General features: G+C 62.5%; 28 protein-coding genes. 15 read left to right on the top strand and 13 right to left on the bottom strand.

Going from position 1 to position 24,117, the window contains the following annotated elements; translation table 11 throughout:
* Positions 1-14 precede the first annotated feature (14 nt).
* On the top strand, positions 15-530 hold the full coding sequence (locus tag HX875_RS08670) for a DUF1003 domain-containing protein (protein ID WP_177042878.1): 516 nt from the start codon (positions 15-17) through the stop codon (positions 528-530).
* 101 nt (positions 531-631) lie between these two features.
* Here HX875_RS08670 and HX875_RS08665 read toward each other — a convergent pair whose 3' ends face one another.
* Complete coding sequence (locus HX875_RS08665; RefSeq protein WP_177042877.1) at positions 632-1,522, bottom strand: LysR family transcriptional regulator; 891 nt, start codon at positions 1,520-1,522, stop codon at positions 632-634.
* A 79-nt stretch (positions 1,523-1,601) separates the two neighbouring features.
* Here HX875_RS08665 and HX875_RS08660 point away from each other — a divergent pair, with 79 nt between their 5' ends.
* Both HX875_RS08660 and HX875_RS08655 read left to right on the top strand, forming a co-directional pair.
* Positions 1,602-2,297: a CTP synthase C-terminal region-related (seleno)protein gene (locus HX875_RS08660; protein WP_177042876.1), complete on the top strand. Its 696-nt coding sequence runs from the start codon at positions 1,602-1,604 to the stop codon at positions 2,295-2,297.
* Entirely contained in the window at positions 2,294-2,617 is a 324-nt protein-coding gene (locus HX875_RS08655) for an antibiotic biosynthesis monooxygenase family protein (RefSeq protein WP_177042875.1), read from the top strand. The genes HX875_RS08660 and HX875_RS08655 overlap by 4 nt, the downstream gene beginning before the upstream one ends.
* 248 nt (positions 2,618-2,865) lie before the next feature.
* Here the strand turns inward: HX875_RS08655 and HX875_RS08650 are convergent, their stop codons facing one another.
* Positions 2,866-3,189 (bottom strand): DUF2025 family protein, encoded by a 324-nt coding sequence (locus HX875_RS08650; RefSeq protein WP_177042874.1) that lies wholly within the window; start codon positions 3,187-3,189, stop codon positions 2,866-2,868.
* Positions 3,190-3,421: 232 nt separating this feature from the next.
* Here HX875_RS08650 and HX875_RS08645 point away from each other — a divergent pair, with 232 nt between their 5' ends.
* Together HX875_RS08645 and HX875_RS08640 are read left to right on the top strand one after the other, a co-directional pair.
* Positions 3,422-4,549, top strand: a complete 1,128-nt coding sequence (locus HX875_RS08645; RefSeq protein ID WP_177042873.1) for a glycerophosphodiester phosphodiesterase — start codon at positions 3,422-3,424, stop codon at positions 4,547-4,549.
* Positions 4,550-5,227, top strand: coding sequence for a helix-turn-helix domain-containing protein (locus tag HX875_RS08640; RefSeq protein ID WP_177042872.1), 678 nt, complete (start codon positions 4,550-4,552; stop codon positions 5,225-5,227).
* Here HX875_RS08640 and HX875_RS08635 read toward each other — a convergent pair.
* Complete coding sequence (locus tag HX875_RS08635; RefSeq protein WP_177042871.1) at positions 5,168-6,097, bottom strand: sterol desaturase family protein; 930 nt, start codon at positions 6,095-6,097, stop codon at positions 5,168-5,170. The two genes, HX875_RS08640 and HX875_RS08635, sit on opposite strands and share 60 nt — an antisense overlap.
* Before the next feature lie 139 nt (positions 6,098-6,236).
* Between HX875_RS08635 and HX875_RS08630 the strand changes: the two genes are divergently transcribed.
* From HX875_RS08630 to HX875_RS08615, 4 genes are all read left to right on the top strand, one after another.
* Positions 6,237-6,542 carry a PepSY domain-containing protein gene (locus HX875_RS08630; protein ID WP_177042870.1) on the top strand — a complete coding sequence of 102 codons (306 nt, stop codon included), beginning with the start codon at positions 6,237-6,239 and terminating at the stop codon, positions 6,540-6,542.
* Positions 6,543-6,728: 186 nt separating this feature from the next.
* The gene (locus tag HX875_RS08625; protein WP_177042869.1) at positions 6,729-7,904 is read left to right on the top strand and encodes a GAF domain-containing sensor histidine kinase; all 1,176 of its coding nucleotides are present in this window, start codon (positions 6,729-6,731) and stop codon (positions 7,902-7,904) included.
* Positions 7,905-8,004: 100 nt separating this feature from the next.
* Positions 8,005-9,027 carry a transporter gene (locus HX875_RS08620; protein WP_177042868.1) on the top strand — a complete coding sequence of 341 codons (1,023 nt, stop codon included), beginning with the start codon at positions 8,005-8,007 and terminating at the stop codon, positions 9,025-9,027.
* A gap of 217 nt (positions 9,028-9,244) precedes the next feature.
* Positions 9,245-10,861, top strand: a complete 1,617-nt coding sequence (locus tag HX875_RS08615; RefSeq protein ID WP_177042867.1) for an inorganic phosphate transporter — start codon at positions 9,245-9,247, stop codon at positions 10,859-10,861.
* A gap of 154 nt (positions 10,862-11,015) precedes the next feature.
* On the opposite strand, the gene HX875_RS08610 is transcribed toward HX875_RS08615, so the two are convergent.
* The 3 genes from HX875_RS08610 to HX875_RS08600 form a co-directional block, all read right to left on the bottom strand.
* Positions 11,016-11,990, bottom strand: a complete 975-nt coding sequence (locus HX875_RS08610) for a biotin-dependent carboxyltransferase family protein (RefSeq protein WP_177042866.1) — start codon at positions 11,988-11,990, stop codon at positions 11,016-11,018.
* Positions 11,987-12,865 carry a 5-oxoprolinase subunit B family protein gene (locus HX875_RS08605; protein WP_177042865.1) on the bottom strand — a complete coding sequence of 293 codons (879 nt, stop codon included), beginning with the start codon at positions 12,863-12,865 and terminating at the stop codon, positions 11,987-11,989. The genes HX875_RS08610 and HX875_RS08605 overlap by 4 nt, the downstream gene beginning before the upstream one ends.
* 76 nt (positions 12,866-12,941) lie before the next feature.
* Positions 12,942-13,700, bottom strand: a complete 759-nt coding sequence (locus HX875_RS08600; protein WP_177042864.1) for a 5-oxoprolinase subunit PxpA — start codon at positions 13,698-13,700, stop codon at positions 12,942-12,944.
* 106 nt (positions 13,701-13,806) lie between these two features.
* Between HX875_RS08600 and HX875_RS08595 the strand changes: the two genes are divergently transcribed.
* Positions 13,807-14,724 carry a LysR family transcriptional regulator gene (locus HX875_RS08595; protein ID WP_177042863.1) on the top strand — a complete coding sequence of 306 codons (918 nt, stop codon included), beginning with the start codon at positions 13,807-13,809 and terminating at the stop codon, positions 14,722-14,724.
* Here the strand turns inward: HX875_RS08595 and HX875_RS08590 are convergent.
* Positions 14,645-15,616, bottom strand: a complete 972-nt coding sequence (locus HX875_RS08590; RefSeq protein ID WP_177042862.1) for a LysR family transcriptional regulator — start codon at positions 15,614-15,616, stop codon at positions 14,645-14,647. The two genes, HX875_RS08595 and HX875_RS08590, sit on opposite strands and share 80 nt — an antisense overlap.
* 112 nt (positions 15,617-15,728) lie before the next feature.
* Here HX875_RS08590 and HX875_RS08585 point away from each other — a divergent pair, with 112 nt between their 5' ends.
* Entirely contained in the window at positions 15,729-16,487 is a 759-nt protein-coding gene (locus HX875_RS08585) for an SDR family NAD(P)-dependent oxidoreductase (RefSeq protein ID WP_177042861.1), read from the top strand.
* A gap of 57 nt (positions 16,488-16,544) precedes the next feature.
* The gene (locus HX875_RS08580; RefSeq protein ID WP_177042860.1) at positions 16,545-17,453 is read left to right on the top strand and encodes a LysR family transcriptional regulator; all 909 of its coding nucleotides are present in this window, start codon (positions 16,545-16,547) and stop codon (positions 17,451-17,453) included.
* A gap of 161 nt (positions 17,454-17,614) precedes the next feature.
* Here the strand turns inward: HX875_RS08580 and HX875_RS08575 are convergent, their stop codons facing one another.
* Positions 17,615-18,058, bottom strand: a complete 444-nt coding sequence (locus HX875_RS08575; protein ID WP_177042859.1) for a multidrug/biocide efflux PACE transporter — start codon at positions 18,056-18,058, stop codon at positions 17,615-17,617.
* Between the two features lie 89 nt (positions 18,059-18,147).
* On the opposite strand from HX875_RS08575, the gene HX875_RS08570 reads away from it, so the two are divergent.
* The gene (locus HX875_RS08570; protein ID WP_177042858.1) at positions 18,148-19,002 is read left to right on the top strand and encodes a LysR family transcriptional regulator; all 855 of its coding nucleotides are present in this window, start codon (positions 18,148-18,150) and stop codon (positions 19,000-19,002) included.
* 69 nt (positions 19,003-19,071) lie between these two features.
* Here the strand turns inward: HX875_RS08570 and HX875_RS08565 are convergent, their stop codons facing one another.
* The gene (locus tag HX875_RS08565; RefSeq protein WP_177042857.1) at positions 19,072-19,944 is read right to left on the bottom strand and encodes a LysR family transcriptional regulator; all 873 of its coding nucleotides are present in this window, start codon (positions 19,942-19,944) and stop codon (positions 19,072-19,074) included.
* A 111-nt stretch (positions 19,945-20,055) separates the two neighbouring features.
* Here HX875_RS08565 and HX875_RS08560 point away from each other — a divergent pair, with 111 nt between their 5' ends.
* Complete coding sequence (locus tag HX875_RS08560) at positions 20,056-20,781, top strand: SDR family oxidoreductase (RefSeq protein WP_177042856.1); 726 nt, start codon at positions 20,056-20,058, stop codon at positions 20,779-20,781.
* Positions 20,782-20,899: 118 nt separating this feature from the next.
* Here HX875_RS08560 and HX875_RS08555 read toward each other — a convergent pair whose 3' ends face one another.
* The 4 genes from HX875_RS08555 to HX875_RS08540 are packed head-to-tail and all read right to left on the bottom strand — an operon-like array spanning position 20,900 to position 23,444.
* Entirely contained in the window at positions 20,900-22,117 is a 1,218-nt protein-coding gene (locus tag HX875_RS08555) for an RNA polymerase sigma factor (RefSeq protein ID WP_177042855.1), read from the bottom strand.
* Positions 22,114-22,596, bottom strand: a complete 483-nt coding sequence (locus HX875_RS08550) for an SRPBCC family protein (RefSeq protein WP_177042854.1) — start codon at positions 22,594-22,596, stop codon at positions 22,114-22,116. The genes HX875_RS08555 and HX875_RS08550 overlap by 4 nt, the downstream gene beginning before the upstream one ends.
* A gap of 29 nt (positions 22,597-22,625) precedes the next feature.
* Positions 22,626-22,970, bottom strand: a complete 345-nt coding sequence (locus HX875_RS08545; RefSeq protein ID WP_177042853.1) for a YciI family protein — start codon at positions 22,968-22,970, stop codon at positions 22,626-22,628.
* 42 nt (positions 22,971-23,012) lie between these two features.
* Positions 23,013-23,444: a YybH family protein gene (locus HX875_RS08540; protein WP_177042852.1), complete on the bottom strand. Its 432-nt coding sequence runs from the start codon at positions 23,442-23,444 to the stop codon at positions 23,013-23,015.
* 146 nt (positions 23,445-23,590) lie between these two features.
* On the opposite strand from HX875_RS08540, the gene HX875_RS08535 reads away from it, so the two are divergent.
* Positions 23,591-24,106, top strand: a complete 516-nt coding sequence (locus tag HX875_RS08535) for a GNAT family N-acetyltransferase (RefSeq protein ID WP_177042851.1) — start codon at positions 23,591-23,593, stop codon at positions 24,104-24,106.
* Positions 24,107-24,117 lie beyond the last annotated feature (11 nt).

Raw genomic sequence — 24,117 nt, 5'->3', positions numbered from 1 at the left:
GATTCGAGCCCGCCATGACCCAAGAGAAAACAGAAGCCAAGGTTGATCACCTGCGCTTTCACCGCAAACACGCCCACCTCGCGCCGACCTTTGGCAACGATACGTTTGCGCTGAAAGCCGAAGCCTTTGCGCGCTTCTTTGGCACCCCGACCTTCCTCGGGGCACAAACGGCGATTGTGGTTCTGTGGGTGGTGCTCAACATGACCGGCGTCACGCATTTTGACGTGTACCCATTCATCCTCTTGAACCTGGCGTTCAGCCTGCAATCGGCCTACGCCGCGCCGTTGATCCTGCTGGCCCAGACCCGCCAGGCCGCAAGGGACAAGGCCCAGTCCGACGCCGACGCCCAGCACCGTGAGGCCCTGGCTGTGGCCAACACCGAACGCCAGGCCCAGGCGGCGCAGACCACCAAGCAACTGCTGGAACTGCTGGAGCAGAACACCAAGCTCACCGAGATGACCAAGCAACTGACCGAACGCATCGAAGGGCTGACCAGCGAAATGCATGACCACTTCGTCCGCAAGACCTGACCCTGCCACCCACCCACTGTAGGAGCTGGCTTGCCTGCGATAGCGGTGGGTCAGCCAGTACATGGGTGGCTGATAGACCGCTATCGCAGGCAAGCCAGCTCCTACAGTGGGTGCGCCGGCAAGCGCACATGCTGGCCCAACTGATCAAACAACGTCACCACCGAGCGCAACGCCCGGCAGTCGGGGCGCGTCAGCAGCCACAGGGCCGTGTCGTGCCCCACCAACGGCGGGCTCAGCGGGTGCAGGCCCGCGCCCAGCAGGTAATCCGGCAACGCCGCTACGCCGAGCCCCGCGCGCACCAGTTCGGTTACCGACACCATGCTGTTGCAGCGATAGGCAGGCATCACCCCCGGCAAGTGCTGGCGCCGCCAGGTAACGGTGGGGTGATCCGGCAGGAAGTCATCCGGCGCAATCCAGCTCAGGGCATCCAGCTCCGCGCCTGCATGCTGGCGGGCATAATCGGCACTGGCACACACCCGATACGACACCGTGCCCAGGCAACGTCCTACCAGATGTTCGGGCGGTGCCTTGGTCAGGCGCAAAGCGATATCCGCATCGCGGCGGCTGAGGTTGGCAAAGTCATTGGAGGTGCTCAGCTCCAGGGTCAGCGCCGGGTAACCGGGCATGAACTGCGCCAGGGCCGGCAATAACAGTGACTGCAACACCGAATCCGTACACGTCAGGCGCACCGTGCCGCTGATCACTTCACCGCCCTGCTCCACGCCCACACGCGCGGCCTCCAGCGCCTGTTCGGCACGTTCGGCCTGCCCGGCGAGGGTGGTGGCCAAGGTGGTGGGCAGGTAGCCAGCGCGGCTCTTTTCAAACAGTGTCTGGCCCAGCGCCTTCTCCAGCCGTCGCACCGCGCGAAACACCGTAGACACATCCACCCGCAACAACGCCGCCGCCCGTGCGAGCGTGCCGCCACGCACCAGCGCGAGGATCAGCGAAAGGTCGGGGTAGTCGATTTGATAGTGCGTTGCTGCATTGAGCATGTGTGTTAGTGCCAATATTGATTGCGTGAGCGCCAATCTATAGTGAGCGCCAGGACTCAACAAGCCACGGATACCCGCAATGAATAAAACCACCCTGCACCTCGCCTTGATCGGCGACTACGATGCCCAAGTCACCGCCCATCAGGCCATTCCCCTGGCGTTGCAACAGGCCGGCGAGGCGCTGGGCCTGACGGTGCGGTTCGACTGGCTGGCCACCGACACGATCAAATCCACCGAACAATTGCAGCATTACGACGGCTTCTGGTGTGTCCCCGCCAGCCCCTACCGCGACCTCGACGGCGCCCTGCTGGCCATCCGTTATGCCCGCGAACAACGTCGTCCTTTCCTCGGCACCTGCGGCGGTTTTCAACACGCGGTGCTGGAATATGCCCGCAACGTGCTGGGCTGGGCCGACGCCGAGCATGGCGAACTGGCCCCCGACTCGCCGCGTGCGGTGCTCACGCCCCTGACCTGTGCCCTGGTGGAAGCGACAGACACCATCCGCTTGATGGCCTTTACCCGCATCGCCGAGGCCTACGGCACACTCGATGTCCATGAAGGCTACCGTTGCCGTTATGGCATCAACCCTGACTTCGAAAGCGCGTTGCTGGAGGCCGACCTGATCGCCAGCGGCCATGACTCGGCGGGCGACCTGCGGGCAGTGGAATTGCTGGACCATCCGTTTTTTGTCGCCACCCTGTTCCAGCCGGAACGTGCGGCACTCAAGGGCGTTACTCCGCCACTGGCCATTGCGTTGCTGAGGGCGTGCGCATGATCGCCAAGACGCCTGCGCCGCCGTATTACGCCGTGGTATTCAGTTCGTTGCGCACTGAAGGCGACAACGGTTACGGGCAAGCGGCCGACCGCATGTTGGAGCTGGCCCGGCAGCAGCCCGGATTTCTCGGCGTGGAATCGGCGCGCGGGGACGATGGGCTGGGCATCACCGTGTCCTACTGGAGCAACGAAGCCGCGATCCTGGCCTGGAAGCAACACGCCGAACACACCCAGGTGCGCGAACAGGGACGCTCCACCTGGTACTCGGCGTGCCATACGCGGGTGTGCAAGGTGGAGCGGTCTTACGCGTTCGAGCGCTGAAACATCCACCTGTGTAAAACACCCAATTTGGACAAGCGAGCTTCTGTGGGGAGAGAGCTTGCTGTAGTGAGGGAGCTTCTGTGGCGAGGGAGCTTGCTCCCGCTGGAGTGCGCAGCGCTCCCAAGATTTTGGGGCCGCTTCGCAGCCCAGCGGGAGCAAGCTCCCTCGCCACAGAAGCTCTCTCGCCACACTGCCACAGCAAGCTCCCTAGCCACAAAAAGCGCTCCAGCCGCAGGGCTATGCGCCACTCAACTGACCAGACTGCGCACCGCACTGATCTGTGGAATTTCCACCCGGCGCATGTACACCCGCAGCGGCTCCGTGATGTTGATGCGGTCGTCGATATTCTGGTCCAGCAACAATTGGACCCGCTCGCGGGACAAGGTCATGGCCTGCGCGTCAACCGGCTGCCAGACAAATTCGGCGGTGGGGATGATGCCGTCATCAGCCACGTCCATGCCGAAGGAGTCTTCGCTGAAACGTACGATGTACTGGCCGGTCTTGCGGTTCAGGCCGACAAAACCGTGGAGTTGGTCGGCGGCCTGGCAGATAAGCTCGGAGGTGATGCGCATGGTAAACCTCACTGAAAAGTCCTACTTGGACTGGAAAGATGGTTTACACGCGTGGCAGAAAAATCTGCCCTCTGATGGGGCAGCTGAGGCCAAGAGTACTGCATAGCACAGCACAAAAGCGCAGAAAAATGGCCCGTGAACACGTTAATGTCGGTTTGGTGATAGCGCCATTCGCATTCAATTGTTAAAAAGGAGCCCTTCTCAAAGTTACCTCCACGAAAGGACTTCGCATATGCCTGTCACGTTTACCAAGAGTGCCCTGCTGCTGGCCCTGATGCTGGGCCTTGGCCAGGCGCAGGCGGCAAGCCCGATCAGCCCTACCGAACTCGCGACCAACGAAGGCATCCCGCACCCTGCCGTGATTGCCCACCGTGGCGCGTCCTACGACGCTCCGGAATCCACCGCAGCCGCCTACAAAGTCGCGCGCGACCTGGGTGCCGACTACCTGGAAATGGACCTGCAACGCAGCAAGGACGGCGTACTCTTCGCCCTGCATGACAACAACCTGCAGCGCACCACCGACGTCGCCACCAAGTTCCCCGAGCGCAAGGACAGCCCGGCCAACGAATTCACCTGGGCCGAGCTTAAAACCCTGGACGCCGGCAGCTGGTTCAACGCCGCCTACCCGGACCGCGCCCGCCCTGGCTTCGTCGGCTTGAAAATCCTGAGCCTGGACGAAATCATCAAGATCGCCGAAGGCAACCCGCAGCACAAACCCGGCCTGTACATCGAAACCAAAGAGCCGAAGCAATTCCCGGGTATCGAAGCCGACCTCAAGAACAAGTTGCTGGATAAAGGCTGGCTGAGCTCCACCGGTTCCAACCAGGCCCAGAAAAACATCGGCGTCGGCCAGGGCAAGGGCCGCGTGGTGCTGCAAACCTTTGAGAAGGACAGCCTGAAAGAACTGCAAAAAGAGATGCCCAACACCCCGAAAATCCTGCTGTTGTGGGTGGGTGAAGGCAGCATCGAACCGAAATCCAAGGTGACCTTCGCCGAATCCGGCGAGCCGAGCAAAGCCGCCTACTACGCCAAGCAAGAACCGAAAGACGCCGCCGAGTTCGAAAAATGGATCGACGAGGCCAAGAGCCTGGGCGCCATCGGTACCGGCCCATCGGCACAGTTGACCAACCTGGGCGACCAGAGCTACTCCGACCTGGTCAAACCCGAGATGAACCAGTTGACCCACGACAAGGGCCTGCTGGTGCACGTGTACACCGTGGATGAGCCGGTGGACTTCGACAAGGTGATGAAGGCCGGCGTCGATGGCATCTTCACCAACCGCGCCGCCGAACTGCTGAAGTACTACAAGCGCTGGCCGTCCTCGAGTGTGGCCGACCTGCTGCAGGACAACGGTTACTGAGTGCCGCCCGAATGGTCAGGTCGCCTGTGGCTGGGGCCTGACTACGGGCTGATCCAGGGCATGGCAGGGCATACCGCGCCCCATGCACACTATGCCCATCAGTTGATGTTCTCCCCGGGCGGGCCGATCACGGCCAGCCTCGATGGCCGTGTCACCACGGCCCATCGCCTGTTTATCCCCTCAAGAATGCCCCACGCCATCCTCCACACCGACGGTGAGGTGTTGATGGTGTATGCCGAGCCCGGCGCGTTTGATTTTGCCTCTTTGCAAACCGCCCTGGCCGACAGCGAACTGTCCCTTGAAGCACTCGACCGCACATTGCGGCAGTTGCCCAGACGCGCCCAGGAAGATGCCCGCGTTGAGCGCGCATTGCTGGCGCTGGACCAGCAACTGAGCGGCAAGGTCTCGGCCCACGCCCTGGCCCAGGCCGCACACGTTTCGTTGAGCCAGCTGGAGCGTTTGTTCGCCAACCAGTTGGGGGTGCCGGTACGTCGCCTGGTGCTGTGGCGACGCTTGCGTGTGGCGCTGGGGCTGGCACTCGGCGGCGGCACCTTGACCGAGGCCGCCCATGGCGCCGGGTTCGCCGATTCGGCGCATTTCTCCCGGACCATGAAGCAGCTATTCGGCGTCACGGCCGGGGCATCGTTGCGCAACCTGCATGTGCGCATCCTGGACTAGCTCGACGGGAACCGGCGGCTCCTTGCTCAAGCGCACCGTTTTGAATGGATCACACAACTGCGCCACATAATCCCGCGGAAAATCCGGCCGGCTGCCAATCCCCAGGTCGCCCTGGCCCATTCGATAGTCCTGGCGGTAAAACGCGGTGCCCAACAGCCAATCCCACAGGTTGAAAAACAAGCCGAAATTCACATCCCCTGCCCGGCCATACTTCATGTGATGAAAACGGTGCACCGGCGCCCAGGCGAACACCCAGCGCAGCGGCCCAAGGCGCATGTCGACATTGGAGTGCTGCAACAGCAGTTGAATGGCAATCGCCAGGGCCAACAGCAGCGCCACATCCGTGGGAATGCCCAGCAGGATCAACGGCGCCAACCCGGCCGTGGCTTCCAGCATCTGGTGCAACGGGTGCTTCATCAAACCATTGAGGCCGTACAGCCGTTGCACGCTGTGATGCACCGCATGCAGGCGCCACAAGGCGGCGACCCGGTGACTGGCGTAATGCATCAGGGTGATGCCCGCATCGGCAATGAAGATCGCCAGCAGCAACTGCTCCCAAAGTGGCCAGGCGCGCGGCCATACACCGTCGAAAGCCAGTAGCGCGGTCAACACGGGCAAGCTCAACAGGCCCACCGCATTGAGGCTTTCATTGACCAGTGCATGAATCATGTCCCGCCGACGATCCCCCTGGTTACGATTCCATTGAGGCTCATAAGGCATCCACCCTTCAGCGATAAACGACACCACCACCGCCGTGACGAACACCAGACCCAGCCATTGCGGCGCGTCCACCTGCACCAGCCAAAGCGCCCAACCGATAAACCCCACCCAGAACACAGGCCCATAGACCCAGGTCATTAACCGTTTCATCTGTGTCTCCCATAATTGAGACGCCAGCATGAAACCCCGCCTTCGCGGCCGATTGAACAAACGGCGCAATTTAAGGGTGAATTAAGTTGCGCTGGTTAACCTGATCCCACTTAAACAGCTCACCCCAAAGGATCACACCATGAAAACCATCACTGCCCTGTTCGCCGCTGCCGCCCTGACCCTCACCGCTGGTTTGGCCCAGGCAGACGTTCGCCCGGACCAGATTCCAAGCCTGCTCAAATCCGGCGCCATCATGGATTTCGAAAAACTCAACGCCAAGGCCGTGGCCCAGCACCCGGGCGCCACCATTGTCGATACCGAACTGGAAGACAAAGCCGGCCGCCTGGTCTACGAGACCGAACTGCGTGACACCAGCAACGTGAAGTGGGACGTGAAGCTGGATGCCAAGACCGGCGAAGTGCTGGAAAACAAGCAAGACAAATAAGTTGAATCACCCAAAAGCCGCGCCGCCCCAAGGGCCGCGCGGCTTTTTTATGCGCGCTCGTCGCCCGGAAGAGCAAATAGTCTAATTACCGTGAACGAATTTGTACCTTGTGCCGCCAAGCTCGCTAGAATCCCAACCATCAGCCAAGGCACAACGCCAGCAGCATCAGGATCGAGACCGTTCGCCATGGGGCAAAAAGCCGCCGACATTGCCACCATTGGCCGAATCAGTGCTGTACCTGCCATCCTCCAGGTGATCAGCGAAATGACCGGCCTGCGGTTTGCCGCCGTGGCCCGGGTCACCGATGACTCCTGGACCGCCTGCGCCGTGCGCGACCGCCTGGACTTCGGCCTGCCGGTCGGCGGCGAGCTGGACCTGACCACCACCCTGTGCCACGAAATTCGCGGCTCCCACGTCTCGATCGTGATCGACAAGGCCAGCGAAGACCCGCTGTACCGCGACCACCACACACCGCGCATCTACCACTTTGAAAGCTACATCTCGGTACCGGTGTTCCGCACCGACGGGCGTTTCTTCGGCACCATCTGCGCCCTGGACCCGAACCCGGCGCAACTGCGCAGCAGCACCATCCAGTCCACCATGGAGTCGTTCGCCCGGGTGCTGTCGCTGCAAATCGAAGCCGAGGAAAGCCTGCAACAAACCGAGGCCGACTTGCAGCAGGAGCGCGAAACCGCCGAACTGCGGGAACAGTTCATCGCCGTGCTTGGCCACGACCTGCGCAACCCGCTGTTCGCGATCAACGTCGGTGCCGAGCGCCTGTTGCGCAAACACCCGGACCCGGCCACCGACGTCCTGGTGCGACACATGCTCGCCAGCGGCCGCCGGGCCTCGCAGTTGGTGGAAGATGTACTGGACTTTGCCCGTGGGCGCATGGGCAGCGGCATCCCGGTGAACATCGGTGAATGCTCCGGGCTGGAAGATACCTTGCAGCATGTGGTGGACGAGGTGCAGCACGTGCACCCAACGCGGCTGATCCACGCCCGCATCGGCAACCTCGACGGCGTGCGCGGCGACCGCGAACGGCTGGCGCAATTGCTCTCCAACCTGGTGGCCAATGCCATCAGCCACGGCAACCCCGAAGGGCCGGTGGAAGTCAGCGCCCAGGTCAACGCCGGCACCTTCGAACTGACGGTGAAAAACCGTGGGCTGATCAGTGACCAGGCCATGCCACTGCTGTTCCAGCCCTACTCCCGACCGACCGGCGCCCTGCCCCAGGCCGGGTTGGGCCTGGGGTTGTACATCGTCAAACAGATTGCCGATGCCCATGGCGGGCGCCTGGAAGTGTCATCCCACGAGCAGGACGGCACGGTATTCAGCTTCAGTTTGTCGACGGGCGACTGACGCCTGTCTCAAACTGTCACAAAACCGTCAAATCCAGTCGCCATGATGCACGCAAGTGAACCTGTGAAATCTCCTACAGGCACTTTCCCTGCGAGCCTCCATGAACCACAGCATCGACCACGGCCACCAGGACCCTGACCTGTTTGGCTTGCTTTACGGTTTTCGTTTTCGCCCCGGTGAAAAGGGCGAGCAGATTGACTCAGCCACCGCCCTGGCGGCCTTGCAGCAACCCGGTGACCCCGAAGAATTCCTCTGGCTGCATTTGAACCTCGCCCACGCCGCCTGCGAGCGCTGGATGCAGGCGCACCTGGAACTGCCGGCGGAGTTCTTCGAAGCCTTGCACGAAGGCTCGCGCTCCACCCGTATCGAACACGTGGACTCGGCCTTGCTGGCGGTGGTCAACGACGTGGTGTTCAACTTCAGCAGCATGGTGTCTTCCGACATCTCCACCTTGTGGGTCTGCGCCCGCAGCCGGCTGCTGGTCAGCGCCCGCCTGCAACCGCTGCACTCGGTGGACAAGCTGCGCTCGTCGGTCAAGGCCGGTGAGCAGTTTCGTTCGCCTCTGGAATTGCTGGTGCATTTGCTGCGGGACCAGGGCGAGGTGCTGACGCAGATCGTGCGCAAGACCAGCCTCAGCGTCGACCAGATCGAAGATCAGTTGCTGTCGTCGCGGCTGTCCACCAACCGTGCCGAACTGGGCGCCGCGCGCCGGGTGCTGGTGCGCCTGCAACGGCTGCTGGCACTGGAGCCCGGCTCGTTGCTGCGGCTGCTCAACCGCCCACCGCAATGGTTGCAGAAGGAAGACGTTAAGGAATTGCGCAAATCCACCGAGGAATTTGCGCTGATCATCAACGACCTGACGGCGCTTGGGGAGCGGATCAAACTGCTGCAGGAAGAGATCGCCGCCAACCTCAACGAGCAAAGCAACCGCACGCTGTTTACCCTGACGGTGGTCACGGTGCTGGCGCTGCCGATCAATATCATCGCCGGTTTTTTTGGCATGAACGTGGGTGGCGTGCCGCTTTCTACGGACCCCGAGGGCTTCTGGATTCTGGTGGCGCTGGTGGCCACGTTCACGTTGATTGCCGGGCGCTGGGCGTTTCGCAAGCGCGGGGATTACTAGAGCTGAAATGCAATCAAATGTGGGAGCTGGCTTGCCTGCGATAGCGGTGTGTCAGTCACCACCGCTATCGCAGGCTTGCCAGCTCCCACATTTGATATGCGGTGTTTTGTAGACCGGCGGCAATCCCAATTCCTTAAACACTGATTTACCGCAGCATCTCTGTAACATTTTGCAATGATCATGACGGATATCCTTCCTCAACACTGGATGCTCCGGCATGGCCACCCCTTCCCTGACCGCCTCCACCGCCTCCGCCACCACCGACCCCAAACCGCGCCTGGACAAGAAACCCGGCCTTGTGACGGTGATCATTTTCTTCGCCGTACTCGCCATGGGCCTGCTGTTCACCGCCTACAGCCTGATGCACGACATGCACGAACTGGGCACCGTGGTCACCACCTGGACCCCGTTCCTGCTGCTGGGTGTGGCGCTGTTGATCGCCCTGGGTTTCGAGTTCGTCAACGGCTTCCACGACACCGCCAACGCCGTGGCCACGGTGATCTACACCAACTCGCTGCCGCCGCATTTCGCGGTGGTGTGGTCGGGCTTTTTCAACTTCCTCGGGGTGCTGCTGTCCAGCGGCGCGGTGGCGTTCGGCATCATCGCGCTGCTGCCGGTGGAGTTGATTTTGCAGGTCGGCTCCTCCGCCGGTTTTGCGATGATCTTCGCGCTGTTGATCGCCGCAATCCTGTGGAACCTCGGCACCTGGTGGCTGGGTTTGCCGGCGTCGTCGTCCCACACCCTGATCGGTTCGATCATCGGCGTCGGCGTGGCCAACGCATTGATGCACGGGCGTGACGGCACCAGCGGCGTCGACTGGGGCCAGGCGATCAAGATTGGTTATGCACTGCTGCTGTCGCCACTGATCGGCTTCGCCTTCGCCGCCTTGCTGTTGCTGGCGTTGCGGGCCTTCGTGAAAAACCGTGCACTGTACAAGGCGCCAAAAGGCGACACCCCGCCGCCCTGGTGGATTCGTGGCATGTTGATCGCCACCTGCACCGGTGTGTCGTTCGCCCACGGTTCCAACGACGGCCAGAAAGGCATGGGCCTGATCATGTTGATCCTGGTGGGCACCCTGCCGATGGCCTACGCGCTGAACCGCACCATGCCGGCCGGTGAGTCCTTGCAGTTCGCCGCCGTGGCCGAAGTCACCCAGGCGGCCCTGGTGAAAAGCGCCCCGCAACTGGCACCGGCCGATTCCCGTGCCACCTTGTCGACCTATGTGCGCACCAAGGAAGCCACGCCGGAACTGGTGCCCGCCCTCGCCGCCATCACCGGGCATATCGGCGAAGAAGTGAAGAGCTACGGCTCCCTCGCTGCCGTACCGGTGGAAGCGGTGGGCAACGTGCGTAACGACATGTACCTGACCAGCGAAACCATTCGCCTGATGGACAAGGGCAAGGTCGGCAACTTTGACGCCGACACCCAGAACAAGCTGCAACTGTTCAAGCAACAGATTGACAGCGCCACGCGGTTTATCCCGTTGTGGGTCAAGATCGCCGTGGCCATCGCCCTCGGCCTTGGGACCATGGTCGGCTGGAAACGTATCGTGGTGACGGTGGGCGAGAAGATCGGCAAGACCCACCTGACCTACGCCCAGGGCGCATCGGCGGAGATGGTGGCGATGCTGACCATCGGCGCGGCGGACATGTATGGCTTGCCGGTGTCCACCACCCATGTGCTGTCGTCGGGCGTAGCCGGGACCATGGTGGCGAACGGGGCGGGTTTGCAGATGAAGACCATCCGCAATTTGCTGATGGCCTGGGTGCTGACGTTGCCGGCGGCGATTTTGCTGTCGGGTAGCTTGTACTGGTTGTTTACCAAGTTGTTCTGACACAACCCGATGAAAATGTGGGAGCTGGCTTGTGTGGGAGCCGGGCTTGCCCGCGATGCAGGCGCCGCGGTGTATCAGTTACACCAAGGTGATGCTATCGCAGGCAAGCCAGCTCCCACACAAGCCAGTTCTCACAGTGGGTTCGGCGGTGTTTTCAGCTATTGAACAACCCGCCCATCAGCTTCAGCCGCTTCTTGTACACCCGCCGCGCCTCCAGCGCTTGCTCCAGCGTCACCGCCACAAACCCCGCTCGCTGGTTCGGCTGCATCTGCCCGATCAGGTCCAGATCGGCACTGATCACCGTGCCAATCATCGCGTAGCCGCCACCCGACACCGCGTCCCGATGCAGCACGATCGGCTCCAGCCCGGCCGGCACCTGGATCGAGCCGATGGGGTAGCAACTGTCGACGATGTTCGACGGATCCGAGCCAGCCCCAAACGGCTGCTCCCGTGGCTGAAAACTCAAGGCACTGCCGCCCTTGAATCGATAGCCGATGCGGTCCGCTTCCGAACCGACTGTCCAGGGCTCGGCAAAGAAACTGGTTTTTGCTGCGGGCGTCAGTCGCTCGTAATACAACCCCGGCACCACCCGTAGCGTCACGTCGCCGCCCACCGATTGGCGCAACGCCATGGGCAAGCTATTGCCCGCCCGGCCTTTGCCGCTGGCCTCGCCAACGGGCAGCTCATCACCCTCCACCAACCGCCGGCCCTGAAAACCGCCCAAGGCGCCAAGGGTGTAAGTAGAGCGGCTGCCCAACACCAGCGGCACATCAATGCCACCTGCCACCGCCAGGTAAGTCCGCGCACCGGCCTTGGGAAATTCGAAGCGCAATACTTGCCCGGCACGCACTTGAAACGCGGTGTCCTGATGCACCACCACACCGTCCAGGCGCGGCGACATCAAGGCGCCGCACAACGCCACCAGGGCGTCCTGCTGAAATTCCAGCTCCGGCCCGATCAACGTGCATTCCAGACCGGCGGCGCCGGCCGGGTTGCCCACCAGGTGGTTGGCCGCGCTCAACGCGTATTGGTCCAGCGCGCCGGACGGCGGGATGCCCAGGTGGTAATAACCTTCACGGCCAAGGTCCTGCACCGAGGTGGCGAGGCCGGGTTTGAGTACCTTGATCATGCCAGCGCCTCCTGCAGGGTTTTCGGATAACCGATGGGGTCGGCGAGAAAGGCGTCGAGGGAAAATTCCACCGGGCGGATGCGCAGGTCGAAACGCCCCGCGTCCACTTCTGCCACGGCCAGGTCATAGGCGTCGCGGTCCATGGGTTTGAATTGCACGATGTCGCCCGGGCGGAAGAACACCATGTGTTCCTTGAGGTACGCCAACTGCTGCTGAGGGTCGTAGATCGGTGCCGGGGTGACGCCGAACATCTGGTAACCGCCAGCGCCGCGTACCGAGTAGATACAGCCGAAGCAACCGCCGTGGCCGAGGGTCAGTTTTGGCGTGTCGGTGCGCGGGCGCAGGTACTTGGGCACCTGCAACTGCCGCTCGCGCTCCACCATCTGGAACATGAACGGCAGGCCCGCCACAAACCCCACCATCGAGACAAACCACGGCGCGCCACTGTGGGCCGCAATAAACGCCTCCACATCCGCCAGGCCGTTGATCCGCGCTGCGTACTCCAGGTCGGTACCGGTGGGGTCTTGATGACGGTCGCGAAAGCGCATCAAGGTTTCATGGGTCCAGGGGTCGTTGTACAGCACCGGGATTTCGATGATGCGGGTGTGCAAGGTGCGTTCGGCCACAGCCTGGGCTTCGGCGCTTTGCACCGCGTCGAGCAGCACATGGGGCGCGATGCGGTCCGGGTCGAAGCGGATCTGGAACGAGGCATTCGCCAGGCACACGTCCAGCACACCGTCCAGGGCCAGGCGCTCCACCGCGCGGGTGACGGCCATGCCCTTGAAGAAAGCCTCCAGGGACATGCTCTCGCTGACCTCGGCAAACAGGTGCTCATCACCGCCAAAGCTGTAGCGGATCGGGGAAGATTCGGCCATGTCTGTTCCTCTTGGAATCATTGTAGAAAGGCAGGCAAAAAATCAGTCAGACCCGGTGTCTGGGCACCGGTGTCGGTCAGCGAGGTGTGTGCACTTCAATCCCCGCCTGGTCCAGCGCTTCACGGGTGGCTTCCACCAATTCAAGGGCGCCGGGGGTGTCGCTGTGCAGGCAGATGGAATCGAATTCGATAAACAGGTCTTCCCCTTCGACGGTACGCACCAGCCCGGTCTGACACGCCCGCAGCACCCGCGCCGCCACCGTCGCAGGGTCCAGCGCCCGCACATTGCGGGTAAACACGATGGAGCCCGACAGATCGTACTCACGGTCGGCGTAAAACTCCCGCACCACCGGCTGGCCCAGTTCCTTGGCGATCCGCCAGATCACCGAATTGGGCATGCAATACAGCAACAACGTGGGCTCCAGCCGTTGCAGGTTTTCCACCAGCAAGCGTGCCGCCTCTTCGTCCCGGGCCAAGTGCATGTAGAGCGCGCCGTGGGGTTTGATGTGTTGCAGCGTCAGGCCCTGGGCCCGGGCGATTTCCCGCAGGGCGCCGAGCTGATAGAGCATGTCGTCCACCAGTTCCTGGGCCGGGGCATTGATGTGGCGACGGCCAAAACCCACCAGGTCACGAAAGCCCGGGTGTGCACCAATCGCCACGCCCAACTGCTTGGCGCGCTCGACGGTACGGCGCATGGTGCCCGGGTCGCCGGCGTGGAAGCCGGTGGCGATATTGGCCGAGCTGATGTAGGCCATCAGTTCACTGTCGACGCCGTCGCCGATGGTCCAGGGGCCGAAGCCTTCGCCCATGTCTGAGTTGAAATCCACTGCCTGCATCGGGGTCGCTCCGTTGAAGTTCATGCCATGGAAATTAGGCTGCGGCTTGACCCCTTGGGAAGATCTATTATCAGATGGGTCATCTTCTGAAAATCAGATACCCGACATGTCCCTGACCCTGCGCCAAATCCGTTACTTCGTCGCCACCGCCGAAATCGGCCAGATCTCCCAGGCGGCGATTCACCTGAACATCTCCCAATCGGCGGTGACCACCGCGATCAAGGAGCTGGAAGCGATGCTCGGCGCGCAGTTGTTTGTGCGCTCGGCCCAAGGCATGAGCCTGACCGACGCCGGGCGACATTTTCTGAACCGCGCCTATGTGATTGTGCGCAGCGTCGACGATGCCCTGAACAGCCCGTTGCCCGACTACCGCGCCAGCGGCGTACTGCGGGTGGCGGCCAGCTACACCGTGCTCGGCTACTTCCTGCCGCACCACTTGCAGCGCATGGAACACTGGCACCCGGACGTGACCATCGAGGTCTTCGAACAGGAACGCCAGGCCATCGAACACGGCCTGCTCAACGGCCAGTTCGACATGGCCGTGGTGCTCACCGCCAACCTCACTCACCCGGATATCGTCTCGGAAATCCTCTTCAACTCCGAGCGCCGCCTGTGGCTGCCCAGCCATCACCCGTTGTGCGAACGCCCGGCCGTCAGCCTCGCGGACGTGGCCCGGGAGCCGTACATTTTCCTCACTGTCGATGAAGCCGAACAAAGCGCCATGCGCTATTGGGAACAGGCCGGGCAAACGCCCAGGGTGCGGCTGCGCACCAGTTCGGTGGAGGCGGTGCGCAGCATGGTCGCCAACGGCAGCGGCGTGGCGATTTTGTCGGACCTGGTGCATCGCCCCTGGTCACTGGAAGGCAAGCGCATCGAAACCGTGAGCGTGACGGACAAGGTCACGCCCATGAGCGTCGGCCTGGCCTGGCACCGCGAGCGTGACTTCACCCCGGCGATGCAGGCGTTTCGGGATTACTTCCACGATGCGTTCCTGGCGCCGCAGCAGTTGTCTGCCCGGCGTTAAGCGCGGCCTGCAAGGTGGCGGCCAGCCAGTCCATGAACACTCGCACCCGCAGCGGCAAATGCCGTTGGCCCGCGTACAGCAGGGACACGTCCAGTGCCGGCGCCGGATAGTCCGGCAGTACCGCCACCAACTCGCCGCTGGCCAGTTGATCGTGAATGCCCAGGGCCGGCACCTGGGTCAGGCCAAAGCCACCGATGCACGCCGCCCGGTAAGCGTCGGTGCTGTTGACCGTGACGCGCCCGGCCATGGGAAGCCGGTGCACCTTGTTGCCTTGCACGTATTCAAACCCTGGCGAACGTGAGCCCAGCGGCCGTACGTAATGCACCAGTTGATGGTGAGCCAAATCAGCGAGCGTCTTGGGTACCCCATGGCGCTTCAGGTACGCAGCACTGGCGCAGTTGATCATCGGCATGCTGCACAACAACCGGGCTACCACCGACTGGTCCGGCTGTGCACCCACGCGCAATACGCAGTCGAAGCCCTCCGCCAGCAGATCAACCTGGCGGTCGGTGCTGCTGATTTCCAGCTCGATCAGCGGGTGCAGGTCCATGAATTCCGGCAGGCGCGGCAGGATCAGTTCGCGGGCCATGACGTTGGGCATGTCCACCCGGATTCGCCCCGCCAACTGCGCCTCATCCTGGCGAAACAAGCCTTCCAGCTCTTCCATATGGGACAGCAAATCCTTGCTGCGCTCGTACAGCACGCGGCCATCCTGGGTCGCCTGGACCTTGCGCGTGGTGCGCTGCAACAGGCGCGCCCCCAGCAATTCTTCCAGCGCCTGTACATGCTCCGACACCGTCGAGCGCGGCAGGCCCAGGCTCTCGCCCGCCTGGGTGAAGCTCGACAGTTCGGTGACGCGCACGAAGGTGCGCAGCAGCTCAAGTTTGTTCATGGGATTGTTCGCCTTATCCGGCCAGTGATTCCGGTATAGCTCTGTTTATCACGTTATGGGCGGACAAATACACTCAGTCCCACGAACACTCACACGCTCCGAGGACTCAACCATGACCCGTAAAATCGCACTGATCACCGGCGCCAGCCGCGGCCTGGGCAAAAGCGCTGCGCTGCACCTGGCGGCACAAGGCGTCGACATCATCGGCACGTACCACAGCGCGGCGGACGAAGCCCAGGCGGTGGTCGCCCAAGTCGAGGCGCTGGGCGGCAAGGCCGCGATGCTGCAACTGGATGTCAGCCAGAGTTCGACCTTCGATGCCTTCATCACCCAGGTCGGTTCGGTATTGCAGGAAGTGTTCGCCCAGGCGCACTTCAACTTCCTGATCAACAACGCCGGGATCGGCGCCCACGCCAGCTTCGCCGAAACCACCGAAGCGCAGTTCGACCAACTGGTAGCGATCCACTTCAAGGGCCCGTTTTTCCTGACCCAGAAACTGCTGCCGCTGATCAGCGACGGTGGCCGCATCATCAACATCTCCAGCGGCCTGGCGCGCTTCAGCCTGCCGGGATACTCGGCCTACGCTTCGATGAAAGGCGCGGTGGAAGTGCTGACCCGCTACCAGGCCAAGGAATTGGGCGCCCGTGGCATCACCGTCAACACCCTGGCCCCCGGCGCCATTGCCACCGACTTCAGCGGCGGCGCGGTGCGCGACAACCCGGACGTGAACGCCATGGTTGCCAACAACACTGCCCTGGGTCGCGCGGGCTTGCCGGATGACATTGGCGGGGCGATCTCCACCCTGCTGGCCGATGGCAGCAACTGGATCACCGGGCAGCGAGTCGAAGCGTCGGGCGGGATGTTTCTGTAACGCGCTCGGATTCTCCGCTAGCATCAATGCTTTCGGATACCTGACAGGCAATCACCCATGAGTTTTGATCCAGGACTGGCCGGTGGCATGGGCGTACTGGCCGCCGTGGTCGACAGCGGCAGTTTTGCCCGCGCCGCCGACAGCCTGGAGATGACGCCTTCGGGGGTCAGCCGGGCCATTTCGCGCCTGGAAAAACGCCTGGGGATTCGCCTGTTTGACCGCACCACCCGCTCGGTGCAATTGACCGACGAGGGCCGGCGTTTCTACCAGCAAATCGCCCCGCTGCTGGCCGGCCTGGAAGAGGCCGCCAGCTCCGCGGCCGACAGCGCCCTGACCGTGCGCGGGCGGCTACGGGTCAATATCGACCCGTACTTTTCGCGGCTGGTGCTGGGGCCGGTGCTCGGCGAATTCATGAGCCAATACCCGCAGCTGCAACTGGACCTGCACACCCGGGATCAACTCGGGGACCTGGTGGCGGATGGCTTTGACCTGGCCATCCGTTTTGGCATTCCGCAATCCTCCTCATTGATCGCGCGCCAGCTGATGGAAGTGCGGGTGCTGACCCTGGCCTCGCCGGCCTATCTCGAGCGCCATGGCCGCCCTTCACACCCGCTGGACCTGGAAGACGGCCAGCACGTGTGCATCGATTTTCGCGACTCCCAGACCGGCCGACCGTTTGGCTGGGAATTCCACCGGCCCGGCGAACAGATCAACGTCGCCACCAGCGGGCGGCTGGTGGTCAACGATGCCGGGACCTTGTACAGCGTGTGCGAACACGGGCATGCAGTGGCGCAGATGCTCGACCTCGGGCTTATGCCTGCGCTCGAATCCGGCGCGTTGGTCGAGCTGTTTCCCGACTGGCCCGACGAGCGCTTCCCGTTGTATGCCTTCTACCCGTCGCGGCATTTGCCGGCGGCCAAGGTGCGGGCGTTCCTCGATTTTGTCAGCGCGTTAAAACTCACCTGACTTCCCCCCCCGTAGCAGCTGTCGAGCCCAGGCGAGGCTGCGTAGGCCGCGCCGCCGATCCCGATGGCTGGCTCGGAACCGAGTCGCTCCCGACGCAGCCTCGCCCAGGCTCGACAGCTGCTACGCAAGTTGTTTACCCGGGTTTGTTTACCCGGGTTTTTCTAGGCGAGTTGTTTCGTCTCGCGTTTCTGCATGATCCGCTCCCGCACCGCGTCATACGCCCAGTGATACACATAGGTGTACGGCAGGAAAAACAGCAGCACGCCAATGTCGAGGATAAACGCCTGCATCAGGCTGATATTCAGCCACCAGGCAATCAACGGTACGCAGATCGCCACCAGGCCGCCTTCAAACATCAACGCATGCAGCACGCGGGTCCATACCCCGCCGGACAGTTGCAGGCGCGCCTTGAGACGGTCGAACAGGCCGTTGAAAATCACGTTCCAGGCCAGCGCCATAAGGCTGATGGCCAGGGTCACCATGCCCATCTCCAGGGCCGGTTTATCCATAATCCACGCCAGCAGCGGCGTACAGATCAACAAGGCCAGGCCTTCAAAACCAATGGCCTGCCAAACGCGTTCAGTAATCGACTTGGTGGGTGTCATGCCCCGTTCTCCGTGAGTGACGATGGTTGCCATCATTACCCCTTGAGCCGATACTTCATAACCAATAACCATCGATCAAGGCGATAGTCATGGCCTCCCATGAAGTGCTTCAGGCGTTTGTCCAGGCGGCGACCCAGGGTTCGTTTTCAGCGGCGGCGCGCAAATTGGGCAAGAGCCAGTCCACCGTCAGCGCGGCGGTGGCCAGCCTGGAGATTGACCTGGACGTGGTGCTGTTTGATCGCAGCAGCCGCAAGCCGACACTGACCCCGGCCGGGCACGTGCTGCTGCAACGCGCCGAGCAGGTGCTGGAGGCCAGCAGCCGCCTGGAGTTGGCGGCCAGCCAGTTGTCCCAGGGGTTGGAGCCCAAGCTGAGTATCGCCATGTCCGATACCTATCAGTCGGACCGCTTCGAAACCGCCCTCAGCGCGTTCGAGCAGCGCTACCCGGACCTGGAACTGGAATGCCTGATCGCCGAATGCGAAGACTTGATCGCCCTGGTACAAAGCGGCCGGGCGCAGATTGCGTTTATCGAGATGCAGGAAGTCTACCCGCCGGACCTCACCAGCACCGCCGTGGAAGAGCGTACGGAAATTGCGCTGTTTGTCTCACCCAAACATCCACTGGCGAACCTTGCGGACATCGACCAGCAGACCCTGGAAAAACACCGCGAACTGCGCCTGGCGAGCATCATCAACCCGAATGAAACCCGTGGCCTTGGCCGTGTGTGGTCGGCGCCGAGTTACCTGATGCTGATGGAAATGGCGCAACTGGGCTTCGGCTGGGCACCGCTGCCACGCTGGTTGGTGGAGCGGTTTGGCGGCGGCCACCTGTGTGAAATCAAGGCCCGGGGCTGGCCAAGGTCGGTGGCGGTGGATGCGTTGTGGTCACGCCAGCACCCGCCGGGCCCGGCGGGCAGTTGGTTGCTGGGCAAAATGCTGGAATAACGCCGGACCACCCTATTCGGAACAATGAAGATCCAATGTGGGAGCTGGCTTGCCTGCGATAGCGGTGTGTCAGTCACCACCGCTATCGCAGGCAAGCCAGCTCCCACATTGAATTTGCGGCGGGCGGTTGTTCTGGAAATACTCATGCAGCGCCCGCAACGCCGGCAACTCCAGAGCCTGGGCGGCAAAGCACAACCCCACCCGGCGCGTCGGTGCCGGCAGGTGCCAGGGGCGAATCACTACCCCGGCCCGTTCCGCCGCCAGCGACTGCGGCAACATCGCCACGCCCACACCGGCCGCCACCATGTGCAACGCCTGGGTCAACGAACCCGCATGCCCGGCCACCGCCTGGGGCGAGCGACCATACAACGCCATCAAACGCTGGTGGGAATCATGCTGCGGGCAGGTGATCCAGTCTTCAATCGGCGCCCACGCCTGGTCTTTTCCACCCGCCGCCATCGGGTGCGCAACCGGCAGTGCCATGACGTAGGACTCTTCCCAAAGCGGCAGGAACAATTCGTCCTCGCAGCACATTTCCTCCACCGCCAGGCGCCCTTCGCCTTCGCAGCCTTCCTGCAAGGTCAGCAGCAAACCGGGTAGGCCCTGGTGCGCCATGCGCAGGAAGGTTTCGATCTGGCTGTCGGCAATGTCGCCTTCCACCCCCAATTCCAGGGCGATGCGATTTTCGCGCCCGCGAAACAGCCGGCTCAATGCATCGGCCTCGGCCACCATGCGCCGCGCCTGCGGGTATAGCACCCGCGCTTCATCACTCACCTCAACCCCGCGGGGCTGGCGCAGAAACAGCGCCACGCCCAACTCTTCTTCCAGTTGCTTGATGGTCACCGACAACGTCGGCTGGCTGATGAACAGGCGCTGGGCGGCGGCGGTGATATTGCGCTCTTCGAACACCGCGAGAAACGCCTTGAGATGACGCACATCCATAGTTAATACCGATGACAGACAGAGAAATAAGGCATTTTTCAGCCAACCAAGGGCTAAATATACTGCGGCCCACGTTCAGTTATTTGTTTTTCTTATTTCAGGAGTTCCACCATGAGCAAGCCATTGATCATCATCACCGGCGCCAGTTCGGGTATTGGCGAAGCCACCGCGCGCTTGCTGTCGGCCGCCGGCCACCCGCTGTTGCTGCTGGCCCGTCGCATCGACCGGCTGAATGCCCTGGAGCTGCCGAACACCTTGAGTCGTGGCGTCGACATCACCGACCGCGCCGCGCTGGTGGCGGCGGTGAAAGAAGCCGAAGCCCAATTCGGCCCGGCCGATGCGCTGATCAACAATGCCGGCGTGATGCTGCTGGGCGCCGTCAGCGAACAGGACCCGGCACAGTGGGACCAGATGCTCGACGTCAACGTGAAAGGCCTGCTGAACGGTATTCATGCGGTGGCCGCCAGCATGGTCGAGCGCAAGGGCGGCACCATCATCAACGTCAGCTCGGTGGCCGGGCGCAAGACCTTCCCCAACCACGTTGCGTATGTGGGCACCAAGTTTGCGGTGCATGGGATTTCGGAAAACCTGCGGGAAGAATTGTCGCCGCACAATGTGCGCGTTATCACCATTGCCCCGGGCGCGGTGGAAACCGAACTGCTGAGCCACACCACTGATGAAGCGATCAAGACCGGCTACCAGGCTTGGAAACAGGACATGGGCGGCACCGTGCTGAGCGCGGATGATGTGGCCTCGGCGATTGCCTATGCCTACCAGCAACCGCAGCATGTGTGCATTCGCGAGATCGTGTTGGCGGCGACGCGTCAGCAGCCGTAAGAAGCCAAGCCAGACGACACAAATCCACTGTAGGAGCTGGCTTGCCTGCGATAGCGATGTATCAGCAACAGATGTATGGCTGACCCACCGCTATCGCTGGCAAGCCAGCTCCTACAGGCTATTTGAGTTCGGCCAGGCGCCGCTCGATGAAGCGCTGTTCGGGCGCTTGCCGGGTCAATGCCAGCGCCCGCTCAAAGGCCAGTCGCGCCTCGTCCACCCGCCCCAACCGCCGACAGAGTTCACCCCGCGCCGAGTACGCCAGGTGATAGTCCACCAACTCCCCCCGCGCCAGAATCCCGTCCACCAACTGCAATCCCGCCTGCGCCCCATCGCGCATCGCAACCGCCACCGCGCGATTCAGCTCGATCACCGGCGACGGCACCGCCCCTAACAACACGTCGTAAAGCCCGACAATCTGCGGCCAGTCGGTCTCATCAGCGCTCACGGCTTCAGCATGCACCGCCGCAATCGCCGCCTGCAGGCTGTAGGGCCCGAAGCGTCGCGAGGTCAGGGATTTCTCCACCAGGGAACATCCTTCAGCGATCAACGAAGCGTCCCACAGCGAACGGTCCTGCTCATCCAGCAGCACCAACTCACCGCCGGCCGAGGTGCGCGCCGGGCGCCGGGATTCGTGGAGCAGCATCAACGCCAGCAAGCCCATCACTTCCGGCTCCGGCAATAACTCCATCAGCAAGCGGCCCAGGCGAATCGCTTCGCGGGTCAGGTCTTCACGGGTCAAATCAGCGCCCATGGACGCCGAATACCCTTCGTTGAATACCAGGTAAATCACCCGCAGCACGCTGTCCAGGCGCTCGGGCAACTCCGCCAGGGCGGGCACTTGATAGGGGATTTTCGCTTCACGGATCTTGCCCTTGGCCCGCACGATGCGCTGGGCGATGGTGGCCGGCGTGGCGAGAAACGCCCGGGCGATTTCTTCGGTGGTGAGGTCACAGATCTCACGCAGGGTCAGCGCCGCCTGGGCGTCCGCCGCCAGTGCCGGGTGGCAACAGGTGAAAATCAGGCGCAGGCGGTCGTCTTCCACGTCTTCAACGCTCCAGTCGGCGGCTTCCAGCGCATCGGCCTGCGCCTGCAACAACGGGGTAAAACGCGCCTGGCGACGTAAACGGTCAATCGCCTTGAAGCGCCCGGTGGAGACCAGCCAGGCCCGGGGATTGTCGGGCACGCCGTCCTGCTCCCAGCGTTCGACCGCGACGAAGAACGCCTCGTGCAAGGCTTCTTCGGCGAGGTCGAAATCGCCAAGCAGGCGAATCAGGGTCGCCAGGATGCGCCGCGATTCGCTGCGATAAACCGCTTCTACCCGGGCTTGAACCGTCAATCGCGCAGGCCTTCGGTCACCAGCGTCACCAGGCGGTCCAGGCTCTGGCCCCAGCCTTCGTGAAAGCCCATGGCTTCGTGGGCCTGCTTGGTTTCGGCGCTCCAGTGCATGGCGCGGGCGGTGTAGAGGGTCTTGCCGTCGACGTCTTCAAAGGTCACTTCGGCGGTCATGAACGGCTGGCCCGAAGGGATCCAGCCAGGCGTGAAGGCGTCGGTAAACACCAGCCGACTGGGTGCGGTAATTTCGAGAAACACACCTTGCGTCGGGTACTCGCTGCCGTCGGGTGCACGCATCAGCGTGCGAAACTGCCCACCCACCCACAGGTCCATTTCGCACTCGGGCGTGGTCATGCCGTGTGGGCCCCACCACTGCTGCAACAACGCTGGCTCGGTCCAGGCGCGGAACACACGGCTGCGAGGGGCATCGATCAAGCGGCTGATAGACAGTTCAAATTCGGCGGGTCTGGGTTGATTGCTCATGGGAAACCTCCTGAGTTTTATTGTTGTGATCAGAGATTCAATTCGCGCACGGGGCGTACTTCCACACTGCCGACCCGGGCAGCCGGTATGCCGCCGGCCACCTGGATCGCTTCATTCAGGTCACGGGCTTCGATCAGATAAAACCCGGCGAGCTGCTCCTTGGTTTCGGCAAACGGCCCGTCGGTGATCGACAGCTTGCCGTTGCGCATGCGCACGGTGGTGGCGGTCGTCACCGACTCCAGCGGCTCGGCGGCGAGCATGCGCCCGCTGGCCATCACGGACTCGGCATAGGCAAAACATTCCGGGTCCTTGGGGCTGTCTGGCGAGTCGTGCAGCACCTGTTCGTTGCTATAGATCAGGCAGAGGTATTTCATGGGATTCTCCGTTTTCGGACACTCAACTATAGTCCCCGGCGATCAGGGTTCCAGCTCGAACAAGGTGGTGCCGGTGAGCATGTCGAACGGCGCCGACCAGTGTTCATGCACCACCTGCCATTGGCCGTTGATGCGCTGGTAGCCGGCGGTCACCCGCATCCAGCACGCTTTCACCACCCCGTCCGGCCCGGCGCCGCCGCAACGGGCCAGCCAGAAGGCAAACGCACTCTCGGCGGCCGGCACGATATGCAGTTCATGAAACTCGAAAATACCGGGGCCGGGGCACACCTTCATGCACGCCTCCCAATGGGCGCGGTAGGCGGCCTTGCCTTTGAATTGCAGGGCGCCAACGGCGTCGAATGAGACGATATCATCGGCGTAGAAGCTGACAATACGCTCGATATCCTTGGCCATCACGGCTTGCTGCCATTGTTCGATCAAACGGCTGATATCAGTTTTAACCTGGGCATTCATGGCGATACTCCTTGCGGGAAAAATCACTGAAGACACCCTTAGTCGAGTGGGATATCGGCTGATCGACAGCCCCGCGAAAAATAATTGCGATTACCGCAAACCCGCTAGAATCCGCGCTTCTTTGTAGGATTTCGGATGCCACGCCGATGGAAACCCGCCTCGTTCCCTATGAGACGTTGACTGCCCTGCAACAACAGCAACTCAACGCCCTGGAAGTGCATCCCGAACAACTGGCGTTTTCCGGCGATATCTACTGTGCGCTGAACACCCTGCTGGTCAATCCGAGCCCCGGTGTGGCGGGCTTTGCGCTCCTCGCCGACGAGACTCCCGTGGCCTTCCTGCTGCTCAAACGCCCGCCGTGCCTGCCCCACTGGGCCGATGAACACAGCGCCACCCTTCACGCCCTGCAAGTCGACCGCCATCAACAAGGCCTGGGATTCGGCAAAGCCTGCCTGCAAGCCCTGCCCGCCGCCGCGCGCCTGGTCTGGCCGCAGATCAAGGCGCTGGAGCTGTCGGTGGATACGGACAATGTGGCGGCGATGGGGTTGTATCTGCAGCAGGGCTGGGTGGACAGCGGGGAGGCGTATAAGGGGCGGATTGGGTATGAGCGCCGATTGGCGTGGGTGTTTGGACTCAAGAATCTTGACAACGTCAAAATGTAACGTATACATAA

This window comes from Pseudomonas yamanorum (genome assembly GCF_013386765.1).
Classification (GTDB): domain Bacteria; phylum Pseudomonadota; class Gammaproteobacteria; order Pseudomonadales; family Pseudomonadaceae; genus Aquipseudomonas; species Aquipseudomonas yamanorum_A.
Note: the sequence above shows the minus strand (reverse complement) of the source record. Positions and strands in the feature narration are given on the sequence as shown.